The organism is Variovorax sp. GW821-FHT09D05 (genome assembly GCF_059416325.1).
In genome coordinates, this window is record NZ_JBWKOZ010000003.1 from 281,784 (window position 1) to 293,912 (window position 12,129).

A 12,129-nucleotide genomic window follows, 5' to 3' on the forward strand; every position below is an offset into this window, starting at 1 on the left:
GCGGAATTGGTAGACGCACTAGTTTCAGGTACTAGCGAGTAACATCGTGGAGGTTCGAGTCCTCTTCTGGGCACCAAGTTTAAACAGACCTTTACCAGGTCATTCGATTCAAGCCACCGGCCTCCGGTGGCTTTTTTCATGGCCGTTTGAATTCGCATCAAACGCTCGATGCAGCCTTCACAAGCGAGGCCAAGCAGACGCTGGAGCTTCTCCACACGCTTCGAGACGAAGAAATTGCCGGGCCAAATTGTGTATACTCGTAGTCTTTGCTGAAAAGCAGAAAAAGCCCAGATGGCGGAATTGGTAGACGCACTAGTTTCAGGTACTAGCGAGTAACATCGTGGAGGTTCGAGTCCTCTTCTGGGCACCAAATTCAAGCAGACCCTTACCAGGTCATTCGATTCAAGCCACCGGCCTCCGGTGGCTTTTTTCTTGTCTATTCGAATCCGCATCAAACGGGCAATGCGATCAGGTCGTGGCCCTCGGCACCCACGATGCGCGCGCGGGTGAACTCACCCACCTTCAGCGTCTTGCTGATCTTCTCGGGCGGCAGCAGGCGAACCGTGCCGTCGATCTCCGGCGCATCGGCATACGTGCGCCCCACCCCGCCCTTGCGGCCCATGCCCGGCGCCGAATCGACCAGCACCTGCATCGTCGAGCCGATGCGCCTTTGCAGCCTGGCGATCGACACGGCTTCGGCCACCTCCATGAAACGCGCGCGGCGCGCCTCGCGCTCGGCTTCGGGCAGCATGCCCGGAATGTCGTTGGCGGTGGCGCCTTGGACCGGGCTGTAGGCAAAGCAACCGGCGCGGTCGATCTCGGCTTCACGAATGAAGTCGAGCAGATGCTCGAATTCCTGTTCCGTCTCGCCGGGGAATCCGGCGATGAAGGTGCTGCGGATCACGAGCTCCGGACACACCTCGCGCCAGCGCGCCAGCCGCTCCAGATTCTTCTCGCCACTGGCCGGGCGCTTCATGCGCTTCAGCACATCGGGATGGCTGTGCTGCAAGGGCACGTCGAGATACGGCAGCACCTGACCGCTCGCCATCAACGGAATGATCTCGTCAACGCTCGGGTACGGATACACATAGTGCAGGCGAACCCAGGCGCCATATGGCTCGGCGATTTCGCCCAGCGTGCGCACCAGTTCGAGCATGCGGGTCTTGACCGGCTTGCCGTCCCAGAACCCGGTGCGGTATTTCACATCGACGCCGTAGGCCGAGGTGTCCTGGCTGATCACCAGCAGCTCTTTCACGCCGCCTTCGAACAAGGCCTTGGCCTCGCTCAACACATCGCCGACCGGCCGCGACACGAGGTCGCCGCGCATCGAGGGAATGATGCAGAAGGTGCAGCGGTGGTTGCAGCCCTCGCTGATCTTCAGGTACGCATAGTGGCGCGGCGTCAGCTTTAGGCCGGCGACGCCGAAAGTGTTCGGCACCAGGTCGATGAAGGGATCGTGCGGCTTCGGCAGGTTCGCATGCACCGCATCCATCACCTCCTGCGTGGCGTGCGGGCCGGTCACGGCCAGCACGCTCGGGTGCATCTGGCGCACCAGATTGCCGCCCTGGTCGCCGGTCTTGGCGCCCAGGCAGCCAGTGACGATCACACGGCCATTTTCTGCCAGCGCTTCGCCAATGGTGTCCAGGCTCTCCTTCACGGCATCGTCGATGAAGCCGCAGGTGTTGACGATCACCAGATCGGCACCTTCGAAAGTCTTGGCGGTTTGATAACCCTCGGCACTCAGCTGGGTCAGGATCAGTTCGGAATCGGTCAGGGCCTTGGGGCAGCCCAGGCTCACGAAACCGACCTTGGGGGCGGTCGGCGTGGCCGTACGTTCGGGGGAGGCAACTTCGCTCATATGCCTCTATTGTCCCAGCTATCGGTGACGGCAGGACATTCAGGGCCGCTTAATGCCAAAGGCCCCCAGTACCTGCTCGGTGTTTTTCTGCATCTGCTCCTGCATTTGCAGGAAAACGTTCTTCGATTGCTCGACGTAATTGCCCATCAGCCCCTGCAGCATCGGCGACTGCATGGTCATGAAGCGCGACCACATCTCGGGCGTCAGGCCTTCGGCCTTTTCGGTCAGTTGCGCCTGCACTTCGGTCATGGCCTGGATGTTCTTCTCGAGGTACGGGCCCATGTAGCCCTGCATCGCCTGCCCGTAGAAACGGATGATGTTGGCCAGCACCTGCTCGGTGAACATCGGCGCACCGCCCGCCTCTTCTTCGAGAATGATCTGCAGCAGGATGCTGCGCGTGAGGTCGTCGCCGGTCTTGGCATCGCGCACCACGAACTGGGCACTCTGGATGACCAGCTGCTTCACCTCGGTCAGCGTGATGTACGTGGATGTCTCGGTGTCGTAGAGCCTTCGGTTGGGGTACTTCTTGATCACACGCTGTACCGGCTTGACCCCGGACTTCTTGCTCTGCACTGCGGACTCCTTCACATGGACGCCCATGTCATCGGATGATTCTAGGGAGCGGTTTTGCTGCGCCGCGACAAGGTTTACCCTGACCAGACGCGGCACTTTCCTCAATCCGGCGATGTCGCGTACTCCGCGCCGCATGCATGGCAGGCAGCCGTCTCGGGTCGCTCTTCGTCGGCCTCCCGAAACCGCAGCGGGGTTTTCTGCCCGTAGACCACCCAGCAGCGCGGGCAGTGCTCTTGTCCCACGGTCGGCAGATATGCGCGAGCGCGTTGCTCGGCGCGCTCTTCGGTCAGAGGCATGCCCTGGCGTTGCGCACGCACCACCTCGCGTGCCGCCATGGTGTCGGTGCGCCCACCTGCATAGTCGTTGATGCCGTAGACAGCACGCGCAAACTCGAGAGGAGCCTGCCTCAACAGTGCGGCCAAGCGCTTGTCGGCATGAGCCCGATCAACAGGCGTTGATCGCGTATTCATCTGATCGCTTATCAAGAAAAGTGGAATGGAATTGCAGAGCAGCCAAGGTAGCACAACAACATGGCCAAGGTCTTTGCCTGCATCACCACAAGGGACGATATGTGCACCGGGGAACCCGGTGCATGCTCTGTCAGCTGATCCGGTGGTTGGCCGGGACTGAAGCAGAAATTGGTAGGCGCGATTGGACTCGAACCAACGACCCCCACCATGTCAAGGTGGTGCTCTAACCAGCTGAGCTACGCGCCTAAGGATGTGTCCGAGAAGCAGCTATTGTAGCAGGAGAAAACGTGCTTTTCAGCGACGACGTGCAGATCGCACACCAATCACTGCCGTGACCATGCCAAGAACCTGCGTGAGCCGCGCGGCATCCGCGATTTCAACGGTGAACGTCATCCACGCCGTGCCCTTGATCGACTGCGTCTGCACGCCGATCACGTTCATCTTCTCGCGTGCGAACACATCGGAGATATCGCGCAGCAGGCCCTGACGGTCGGCCGCTTCCACAGCCACGTCCACCGCATACACGGGCGCGTCGGCGCCCTTCTTCGCGACGCCCCACTCCACGTCGATGACGCGCTCGACATCCTTCGCAGCCATCGTGCGGAAGTTGCTGCAATCGCTGCGGTGCACGCTGACACCATGGCCTCGCGTGACGAAGCCGCGAATGGCATCGGGCGGCGCAGGCTTGCAGCACTTGGCAAGCTGGGTCATCAACGAAGACACGCCCACCACGAGCACGCCGCCCTTGCCCGACTTCTCGCTGCCGCGCGCCTTCTTGATGAGCACGCCGTCGTCCGGGCCCGGCGCGGGCTCCGGTGGGCGCAGCAGCGTCTCGATGTTGCGCAGCGAGAATTCGTCCTTGCCCACCACTTCGAACAGATGGTCCGCCGACTTGAAGCCCAGTTGCGACGCCAGGTCCTCGAGCCGCACGGCCGTCTTGCCTTCACGCTGCAGCAGCTTCTCGACCGCTTCGCGTCCGCGCGCCACGGTCTCGTGCGTGATCTGTGCGTTGAACCATGCACGCACCTTCGCGCGTGCACGATGACTGGCCAGGTAGCCCAGCTCGGCATTGAGCCAGTCGCGTGAAGGCCCGCCCTCCTTGGCCGCGATGATCTCGACCGTCTGCCCGTTCGATAGCGGCGTGTTCAACGGCACCATCGCGCCATCGACACGCGCCCCGCGGCAGCGATGGCCCAGCGTGGTGTGCACGGTGTAGGCAAAGTCGACCGGCGTCGCACCCTGCGGCAGTTCGACGATGGCAGCATCGGGCGTCAGCACATAGATGCGGTCATCGAACAGCCCCTGCCCCTGCAGGCCACCCGAAAGATCGCGCTCCCACGCCAGCAGTTGCCGCAGCACCGCGATCTTCGCGTCGTACTCGCCGCTGGCCCACACGCCCGCATAGCCCTTGTGGCCCGCTTCCTTGTAGGCCCAGTGCGCCGCCACGCCATGCTCGGCGTGATCGTGCATCTCTTCGGTGCGGATCTGGATCTCGATCGGCTTGCCTGCCTTGCCATCCACCAGCTCGCGCACCACCGTGTGCAGCGACTGGTAGCCATTGGGCTTGGGCCGCGCGATGTAGTCGTCGAACTCTTCGTCGATCGGCTGGAAATGCGAGTGCACCCACGCCAGGGCCGCATAGCAGTCCTTGACGTCAGGCACCACCACGCGCAGCGCGAGGATGTCGAAGACCTGCTCGAAGTCGAGCGACTTGCCGCGCATCTTCTTGACGATGCTGTAGATGTTCTTGGGCCGCCCCTGCACCGCGGCCTTGACGCCTTCGGCCTGCAGCTCGCTCTCCAGCTGCGAGCGCAATTGCTCGACGTGCCCTTCGCGCTCGATGCGCTTTTCGTCGAGCAGGCGCGCGATCAGCTTGTAGGTTTCAGGTTCGAGGAAGCGGAACGAGAGATCTTCGATCTCCCACTTCACCTGCCAGATGCCCAGCCGGTTGGCCAGTGGCGCAAACACCTGCAGCGACTCGCGCGCAACGCCCTCGGGTGCGGGCCGCTTGCTCGCAGCCGCATGCCGCAGCGTCTGCAGGCGCGAGGCCAGCCGCAGCATCACCACGCGCAGGTCGCGCGAGAACGCCAGCAGCATCTTGCGCACGTTCTCGGTCTGCGCACCGGCGCCTTCGACGTGATGCCCCTGCGAAGCCGAGCGGGCCTGCTCCTGCACACGCACCAGCTTGGTCGTCTCGACCGCGAGCGCCGCGAAGTTGTCGCCGAACACCTTGGCGATCACTTCCTGCGGGCGGTTCAGGTGCTGGCACGAATAGACCAGGTAGCTCGCCGCCTGCATGGCCTCGGAGCCGCCCATCTTCGCGACGATGGTGGCCACTGCGTCGGCGTGTGCGAGCGTGTTCTCGCCCGTGTCGAGCTTTTCATCGGCGATCAGCGGCTCGGCGAACGCACGCGCGCGCGCCAGCATGTTCTCCATCACCGGCGTGCGGTCGGCCGTTGCGGCGGACAACGGGTAGTCGACCATGGCCGCGTCGGACATGGGTGCCGTCTGGAGGCTCGAAGAATCGCGCTTCACGCTTCGTTCACTCAATCACTCAGTCGAAAAGGAAGTCGGTGACGGCAGCGATCTGTGCGGGGTCGACAAAGGTCGGCGCATGGCCCACGCCCTCGAACTCGACCAGCTTGGCACGCGGGCCGCGCTGCGTCATGGCCAGGGCAGTTTCGCGAGAGAGCAGATCCGACACAGCGCCGCGCGTGATGAGCGTGCGCGCCTCGATCGCGTCGTACAGGCTCCACATGATCGCGCCACCCTGTGCCGCAGCCTCGGGGGTGATGGCGCGCAGCGCCACGCCGATGGCCGGATCGTAGTGAAGCAGCCAGGAGCCTTCATCATCACTGCCCGCTTCGACCTTGGCCGAACCGTCGGCCGTGCGCTGCGAGGCAGGCACCACCATGTGTTGCGACAGTGCCAGCCACTGGGCCGGAGTGTGTGGGCCGAAGGTGGTCGACAGCGCCCACATGGCATCAGCCGCCGCCTGCACGCTCTCGTAGCTGCCGTTCCTCCCCACATAGGCACCGATGCGTTGCACCGCGGCCGGCTCGATCGTCGGGCCGACATCGTTCGCAATGAAGCGGCGAATGGGCCGCGCCAGCGGCAGTTCCTTGTGGCCTGCAAGCACGAAGCCGATCAGCCCGCCCATGCTGGTGCCCAGGTAGTCGAGCGTGTCGATGGCCTGCTCGCGATGCAGTTGCGCAATCAGCGCGACCATGTCGGCCGCATACACCGGCACTTGATAAAAGGCCGGGTCACGCAACCAGTCGCTGCGCCCACGGCCCACCACGTCAGGGCAGACCACGCGCACATTGCCATTGGCGCGCGCCACGATGGCCTGCGCCAGCAGGTCGAAATCGCGACCCTGCCGGGTCAGCCCGTGCACGCAGATCACGACATGCGCACTGCGCGCGTCGCCCCATTGCCAATAGGCCATGCGATGGCCGCCCTGGGCGTCGTCGCACGCCACGTAATGAAGCGTCGGTTCGGTCATGAAAACGAAGTCGTCCTGGTGCGGATAATTGTCTCGTCGCATCCTAATTCATCCGGAGATTGATCTTCATGCTCAAAGGCAAAACCGCGCTTGTCACGGGGTCCACCAGCGGCATTGGCCTCGCCATCGCCAAGGCTCTCGCTCAACAAGGAGCAAACATCGTGCTCAACGGCTTCGGCGATGCCCAAGCCCCCAAGGCCGAGATCGAAGCGCTCGGCGTGCGCGCCGAGTATCACGGCGCCGACATGAGCAAGCCCGACCAGATCGAAGACATGATGAGCTTCGCCGCGTCGAAGTTCGGCCGCGTCGACGTCCTCGTGAACAACGCCGGCATCCAGCACGTGGCCAAGGTCGAAGACTTTCCCACCGAACGTTGGGACGCCATCATCGCAATCAACCTCACCAGCGCCTTTCATACGACGCGCCTGGCAATTCCCGCGATGCGCGAGGCCAACTGGGGCCGCGTCATCAACATCGCGTCGGCCCATGGCCTCGTGGCGTCGGCGCAGAAGTCGGCCTATGTGGCGGCCAAGCACGGCATCGTCGGCCTGACCAAGTCGGTCGCGCTCGAAACCGCGACCACCGGCGTCACCGCCAATGCAATTTGCCCGGGCTGGGTGCTGACCCAGCTGGTGCAAAAGCAGATCGACGACCGCGCAGCGCGAGAAGGCATCACGGCCGCGCAGGCACAAAACGACCTGCTGGGCGAAAAGCAGCCTTCGCTGCAGTTCACCACGGTCGAGCAACTGGGTGGCCTCGCCGTCTTCCTGTGCTCGCCGGCAGCCGACCAGGTCCGGGGCGTTGCCTGGGCCATGGACGGCGGATGGACTGCCCAGTAAAGGGTAGCCCGCCGGTACGGGTTTCTCTTATTTGAGCTGCACCGAGCCCGACACGCTCACCACCACGCTGGTCTTGCCGGCCTCGACCGGCACAGCCGAATCAGCCGAGAACGACTTGGCCTGCACCGCCATCATGCGCGGACGGATCGGGCCGTTGTCGCTCGCGTTCACCGACACCTCGCGCAGCGTGTAGCCACCGAAGCCGAAGCCCTTGGCCAGCTCGCCGGCCTTCTGCTTGAAGTTCTCGATGGCGATGTTCTGCGCCTCGGTCTCGGTCTTGGCGCGCTGTTCGCGGCTCAGGCCAAAGCCCACGTTGCCCACGCTGAGCGTGGTGATGCGCCCGGCCGTCTGGGTGATGCGCGGGAAGTCGCGGCCTTCGAGCACCAGTTCGGTCGAGCCCTGCCAGCCGTTGATCTTGCCGTCCTTCGTGTAGCGCGGCGACAGGCTGAAGTTGCCGGTGCGCACGTCCAGCTGGCCCGCCTGCGCGTTCTTCTTCGCTTCGGCCAGTGCGGCGTCGAGCGCAGCCTTCAGTTGCGTCTGCACGGTGGCTGCGTCGGTCGCGTCGCGGGTGGTCACGAGCGTCATGCTCAGCATGTCCTGCTGGACTTCGATCGTGCCGGAAGCCGTCAGCTGCAACACGTTCTGTGGCGCGGGTGTGACGACGTTCTGGGCCAGTGCGTTGCCGGCAGCGGCCAGGGCGGCGCAGGCCGCGAGCAGTTTGATTTTTTTCTTCAAGGCGAAGTACTCCCTTTGTTGGTGTGAAAAACAGGCCCGCGTTCGCAGGCAGGCCAGCCGGCGCGTCAGCGGCGCTGGCTGCGCGGCGCGGTCAGCGACTGGCGGTCCGCGGCCGGAGGCACCGGCACGATCCGCTCGGCCGGCTGCGATTCTGCCGAATTGATCAAAGCACCCGCCGCGGGCGGGGTCCATTGGCCGCGGACCTGCTGCCGCAGCTCGAACAGTTCGGCGGCGGTAAGACGCCGGCCGGCGATCGCCTGTTCGCGGCGAACCTCCTCGCGCTGCGCGGCCCGATGGGCCGCCACCGCGTCACGGACCTCGCTGCGACGCACCTCGCCCACCCTGAAAAAGTCGCCAGACACCGCCAGCGACGGGCCGCAGGCGAAAACGAGGATGAACGGGAGGGCTGAAAAAGGACGTCTCATTGAGTGGAAGTCATCAGGAAAAGCGACTTTGCCACCTCCGCGCTAACGTCAGATGACCAGACGGCGAGCGTCCGCAAGTTTTGTAACTTAGTGTCAAACCATAAGTAAATCCGGCTCAACGACCACTCAACGCCTTCAGAATCGGCCCTGTTACAAATTCATCGTTGTAGAAATGACTCAAGTTCCCGCTCGCACCGACAAGATCGTGATCGTCGACGACGACGCCCGCATCCGCGACCTCCTGCGCCGCTATCTGACCCAGGAAGGTTTTGAAGTGATCGTGGCCGAGGACGGCAAGGCGCTCAACCGCATCCTGTTGCGCGACACGGTCGACCTGATCGTGCTCGACCTGATGATGCCCGGCGAAGACGGCCTCTCGGTCTGCCGACGCCTGCGCGCCGCCAACGACCGTACGCCGATCATCATGCTCACCGCCAAGGGCGAAGACGTGGACCGCATCGTCGGTCTCGAAGTCGGCGCAGACGACTACCTCGGCAAGCCTTTCAACCCGCGCGAACTGCTGGCCCGTGTGCACGCAGTGCTGCGCCGCCGTCCGCCGCTCGAAGCGCCGGGCGCCCCCTCCACGGAGAACGAGACCGTCACTTTCGGCCCGTTCGCCTTCGATCTCGGCTCGCGCACCTTGAAAAAGGATGGCGAAGAGCTCTCGCTGACCACCGGCGAGTTCGCGATGCTGAAGGCGCTGGTGCGCCATCCGCGTCAACCGCTGTCGCGCGAAAAGCTGGCCCAGCTGGCGCGCGGGCGCGAGTTCGAGCCCTTCGACCGCAGCCTGGACGTGCAGATCTCGCGCCTGCGCAAGCTGGTCGAGTCCGACGCCGCAGCGCCGCGCTACATCCAGACCGTCTGGGGCGTGGGCTACGTGTTCGTGCCGGACGGCACGGCCTGACGCCACGTTGAGAGGTGGCCATCGGCCAATCCACCAGACCAGGCCCCGCTCAGGAGGACGGCGCACAGGTCACGATGCCGAGCCCGCTCGAAGCGAGCGCGCAACGTGACCGACGCCCCGGCCTCAAGCTGGGCTTCAGCCTTTTCTGGCGCACCTTCTTCCTGCTGGCGCTGCTGCTGATCGGCTGTACCGTCGCCTGGCTGCAGACCTTCCGCTCGCTCGAATACGAGCCGCGCGCCATTCAAACCGCCCACCAGATCGCCTCGCTCGTGAACCTCACCCGCGCGGCGCTGGTGTATTCGGACGCCATCACCCGGGTGTCGCTGATCAAGACGCTGGCCGACCAGGAGGGCGTGCGCATCCTGCCGCGCGAACCCAACGACCGGTTCCAGCCCTACACCAGCGGCGCGCTCGATCTGCGCGTGACCGAGGAGCTGATCGACCAGTTGGGCGAAGGCACCACGGTGGCCAGCCGCGTGAACGACGAGGCGGGCCTGTGGATCGGCTTCACCATCGAGAGCGACACCTACTGGCTGCTACTCGACCCGACGCGCTTCAGCCGCGTGGGCGGGCGCACCTGGCTGGTGTGGCTCAGCACTGCCATGGCGCTGTCGCTGGCTGGCGCGGCGCTGATCACCCGGCTCATCAACCTGCCGCTCAAGCAGCTGTCGCGCGCGACCATGCAGGTGCGCGAGGGCGAGTACGAGGCGCACCGGCTCGACGAGCGCGCCCGTACCAACGAGATTCGCGCGGTCAATATCGGCTTCAACCGGATGGCGGACCAGCTCGCCAAGATCGAGCAGGACCGCGCCATCATGCTGGCCGGTATCTCGCACGACTTGCGCACGCCGCTGGCCCGGCTACGGCTGGAAACCGAGATGAGCGTGGCCGACGAAGACGCGCGCGACCACATGGCCGCCGACATCGCCCAGCTCGACGCGATCATCGACAAGTTCCTCGACTACGCGCGCCCCGACCATGTCGATCCGCGCCCGGTGCTGCTGCGCGATGTGGTCGACGCCTGTACCTACGCCGTGCAGGACTACGAGGAAATGAACATCAAGGTCGAGGTGCCCCCCGACCTGCGGGTGCTGGGCGACGAGGTCGAGCTCACGCGCGTGATCTCCAACCTGGTCGAGAACGCGCGGCGCTATGGCAAGTCGCCCTCCACAGGCGTGGCCGACGTGACGATCCAGGCGCAGGCCAACAACGACGCGGTGCTCATCAAGGTGCGCGACCACGGCGCGGGCGTCGAGCCCGCCCTGCTCTCGCAGTTGACCAAGCCCTTCTTCCGTGGCGATGCCGCGCGCACGTCAGCCGCCGGTGCAGGCCTGGGCCTGTCAATCGTGGCTAAGAACATCGAGCGCATGGGCGGCACCTTTGCGCTGACCAGCACGCCGGGCCGCGGCCTGGCGGCACACATCCGGATGCCGCGCGCGATGCCACCCGGCAGCGCCAAGCCCGGCGAGCCGCAGGGCGGCGGCAAGAAGCCGGCCTGATCCGGGGCCGCGTCAGCGGTGCAGCAGCACGGCCGCGCGGGCTTCCATCGCGCGGCCCTCGCCCACCGGGCCGAGCTTCTCGGCCGTCTTCGCCTTCACGTTCACCTGCTCGAGCGCAATGCCCAGCGTGTCGGCGATGCGCTGGCACATCAGCGGAATGTGCGGCGCGAGCTTGGGCGCCTGCGCGATCACGGTGCTGTCGACATTGCCGATCTCCCAGCCCGCCGCGCGCACCCGGCGTGCCGCCTCAGCCAGCAGCACCGATGAATCGGCGCCGCGAAACTGCGGGTCGGTATCCGGAAAATGCCGGCCGATGTCACCCAGCCCCGCGCCGCCCAGCAGCGCATCGGTAATGGCGTGCAGCAGCACGTCGGCATCCGAATGGCCCAGCAGGCCGGTGGTGTGCGGCACCTCGACGCCGCCCAGGATCAGCTTGCGCCCTGCCACCAGCTGATGAACGTCCCAGCCCTCGCCCACGCGGATGTTGAAAGCGCTCGTCATGCCAGGCCCTTCTTGCGGCCCAGCAGAACCGCCTCGGCCAGTGCAAAGTCTTCGGGAAAGGTCACCTTGAAGTTCTGCGCGCTGCCCGGCACCAGCAGCGGCGACAGGCCAACGGCCTCGATGGCGCCGGCCTCGTCGGTCACCGTGTCGCCCGTGCGCTCCAGCGCGTCGAGCAGCATGCCGATGCGGAACATCTGCGGCGTCTGCGCCAGCCACTTGTCGGCACGTGGCAGGGTCTGGGCCACGCGGCTTTCGGAGGTCGATGACTTCAGCGTGTCCGCCAGCCGCTGCGCCAGCAGGCCACCGACGGCGTCGTGCTCGCAGGCCGCGATCAGCGCCTCGATCTGGCTCGAGGTGACGAGGCAGCGCGCCGCGTCATGCACCAGCACCCAGTCGTGTGCGCCAGCGCCCTTCTGCCGCAGCGCCACGAGGCCGTTGCGCACCGTGGCCGCGCGGGTCACGCCGCCCACGCGCAGCAGGTATTCGTTTTCGGCGGGAAAGCGCGGCAGCACCGCATCCACGTCGCGGTCGTCCGGCGACACCACCAGCGCCAGCCCGGCGAAGCGCCCCGCCAGCGCGCGGAAGGCCTCCAGCGTGTGGGCCACCATCGGCAGGCCGGCCAAGCGCCGGTACTGCTTGGGCTGCGTGGACTGCGCATGCCCCGCGCGATAGCCGGAGCCGGCACACGGGATCAGCACGAAGAGTCGGGAAGAGGACATGAGGGAGGGCCCGGCGTCGGCGGTGGCCGACAAGCGAATAAGGGGCCGCCATTCTAGAATTGCCCGCTGTGCACACCCCTCGCCAGCCGGCGCGGGGTGTT

12 protein-coding genes and 2 tRNA genes are annotated in these 12,129 nt (G+C 65.3%); 4 read left to right on the forward strand and 10 right to left on the reverse strand.

Translation table 11 applies throughout. The features are described from left to right. Positions 1-285 precede the first annotated feature (285 nt). Positions 286-370: transfer RNA gene (locus AC07O3_RS09275), tRNA-Leu, on the forward strand. Positions 371-451: 81 nt separating this feature from the next. Here AC07O3_RS09275 and rimO read toward each other — a convergent pair. The 6 genes from rimO to AC07O3_RS09305 form a co-directional block, all read right to left on the reverse strand. Beyond that, a complete protein-coding gene (gene rimO / locus AC07O3_RS09280) occupies positions 452-1,858 on the reverse strand; it encodes a 30S ribosomal protein S12 methylthiotransferase RimO (RefSeq protein WP_495339141.1) in 1,407 nt (468 codons plus the stop codon). Positions 1,859-1,897: 39 nt separating this feature from the next. Further along, positions 1,898-2,458, reverse strand: coding sequence for a polyhydroxyalkanoate synthesis repressor PhaR (gene phaR / locus AC07O3_RS09285; protein ID WP_093056534.1), 561 nt, complete (start codon positions 2,456-2,458; stop codon positions 1,898-1,900). A 74-nt stretch (positions 2,459-2,532) separates the two neighbouring features. Beyond that, complete coding sequence (locus AC07O3_RS09290; protein WP_495339142.1) at positions 2,533-2,853, reverse strand: hypothetical protein; 321 nt, start codon at positions 2,851-2,853, stop codon at positions 2,533-2,535. Between the two features lie 217 nt (positions 2,854-3,070). Then, positions 3,071-3,147 (reverse strand) — tRNA-Val (locus AC07O3_RS09295). 48 nt (positions 3,148-3,195) lie between these two features. Beyond that, on the reverse strand, positions 3,196-5,400 hold the full coding sequence (locus tag AC07O3_RS09300; protein WP_426388841.1) for a RelA/SpoT family protein: 2,205 nt from the start codon (positions 5,398-5,400) through the stop codon (positions 3,196-3,198). Between the two features lie 55 nt (positions 5,401-5,455). Beyond that, entirely contained in the window at positions 5,456-6,448 is a 993-nt protein-coding gene (locus AC07O3_RS09305) for an alpha/beta fold hydrolase (RefSeq protein WP_495339143.1), read from the reverse strand. A gap of 26 nt (positions 6,449-6,474) precedes the next feature. Here AC07O3_RS09305 and AC07O3_RS09310 point away from each other — a divergent pair, with 26 nt between their 5' ends. Further along, the gene (locus tag AC07O3_RS09310) at positions 6,475-7,245 is read left to right on the forward strand and encodes a 3-hydroxybutyrate dehydrogenase (protein WP_093075152.1); all 771 of its coding nucleotides are present in this window, start codon (positions 6,475-6,477) and stop codon (positions 7,243-7,245) included. A 27-nt stretch (positions 7,246-7,272) separates the two neighbouring features. On the opposite strand, the gene AC07O3_RS09315 is transcribed toward AC07O3_RS09310, so the two are convergent. Next, complete coding sequence (locus AC07O3_RS09315; RefSeq protein WP_093073855.1) at positions 7,273-7,980, reverse strand: SIMPL domain-containing protein; 708 nt, start codon at positions 7,978-7,980, stop codon at positions 7,273-7,275. 65 nt (positions 7,981-8,045) lie between these two features. Then, positions 8,046-8,405 carry a hypothetical protein gene (locus AC07O3_RS09320; RefSeq protein ID WP_093056529.1) on the reverse strand — a complete coding sequence of 120 codons (360 nt, stop codon included), beginning with the start codon at positions 8,403-8,405 and terminating at the stop codon, positions 8,046-8,048. A gap of 172 nt (positions 8,406-8,577) precedes the next feature. On the opposite strand from AC07O3_RS09320, the gene ompR reads away from it, so the two are divergent. Both ompR and AC07O3_RS09330 read left to right on the forward strand, forming a co-directional pair. Next, positions 8,578-9,309, forward strand: coding sequence for an osmolarity response regulator transcription factor OmpR (gene ompR, locus AC07O3_RS09325; RefSeq protein WP_007837017.1), 732 nt, complete (start codon positions 8,578-8,580; stop codon positions 9,307-9,309). 74 nt (positions 9,310-9,383) lie between these two features. Further along, positions 9,384-10,808 carry a sensor histidine kinase family protein gene (locus AC07O3_RS09330; protein WP_093056528.1) on the forward strand — a complete coding sequence of 475 codons (1,425 nt, stop codon included), beginning with the start codon at positions 9,384-9,386 and terminating at the stop codon, positions 10,806-10,808. A 12-nt stretch (positions 10,809-10,820) separates the two neighbouring features. On the opposite strand, the gene ispF is transcribed toward AC07O3_RS09330, so the two are convergent. Beyond that, positions 10,821-11,309: a 2-C-methyl-D-erythritol 2,4-cyclodiphosphate synthase gene (gene ispF, locus AC07O3_RS09335; RefSeq protein ID WP_495339144.1), complete on the reverse strand. Its 489-nt coding sequence runs from the start codon at positions 11,307-11,309 to the stop codon at positions 10,821-10,823. After that, positions 11,306-12,028 carry a 2-C-methyl-D-erythritol 4-phosphate cytidylyltransferase gene (gene ispD, locus AC07O3_RS09340; protein WP_495339145.1) on the reverse strand — a complete coding sequence of 241 codons (723 nt, stop codon included), beginning with the start codon at positions 12,026-12,028 and terminating at the stop codon, positions 11,306-11,308. Before ispD ends, ispF begins: the two co-directional genes overlap by 4 nt. Between the last annotated feature and the right edge of the window lie 101 nt (positions 12,029-12,129).

What these genes read in the sequence shown, in the direction of transcription:
- AC07O3_RS09300 (WP_426388841.1), bottom strand. Translation starts at nt 5,400, where the DNA reads ATGTCCGACGCGGCCATGGTCGACTACCCGTTGTCCGCCGCAACGGCC.
- AC07O3_RS09310 (WP_093075152.1), top strand. Translation starts at nt 6,475, where the DNA reads ATGCTCAAAGGCAAAACCGCGCTTGTCACGGGGTCCACCAGCGGCATT.
- AC07O3_RS09330 (WP_093056528.1), top strand. Translation starts at nt 9,384, where the DNA reads ATGCCGAGCCCGCTCGAAGCGAGCGCGCAACGTGACCGACGCCCCGGC.
- rimO (WP_495339141.1), bottom strand. Translation starts at nt 1,858, where the DNA reads ATGAGCGAAGTTGCCTCCCCCGAACGTACGGCCACGCCGACCGCCCCC.
- AC07O3_RS09320 (WP_093056529.1), bottom strand. Translation starts at nt 8,405, where the DNA reads ATGAGACGTCCTTTTTCAGCCCTCCCGTTCATCCTCGTTTTCGCCTGC.
- phaR (WP_093056534.1), bottom strand. Translation starts at nt 2,458, where the DNA reads ATGGGCGTCCATGTGAAGGAGTCCGCAGTGCAGAGCAAGAAGTCCGGG.
- ispF (WP_495339144.1), bottom strand. Translation starts at nt 11,309, where the DNA reads ATGACGAGCGCTTTCAACATCCGCGTGGGCGAGGGCTGGGACGTTCAT.
- ispD (WP_495339145.1), bottom strand. Translation starts at nt 12,028, where the DNA reads ATGTCCTCTTCCCGACTCTTCGTGCTGATCCCGTGTGCCGGCTCCGGC.
- ompR (WP_007837017.1), top strand. Translation starts at nt 8,578, where the DNA reads ATGACTCAAGTTCCCGCTCGCACCGACAAGATCGTGATCGTCGACGAC.
- AC07O3_RS09305 (WP_495339143.1), bottom strand. Translation starts at nt 6,448, where the DNA reads ATGCGACGAGACAATTATCCGCACCAGGACGACTTCGTTTTCATGACC.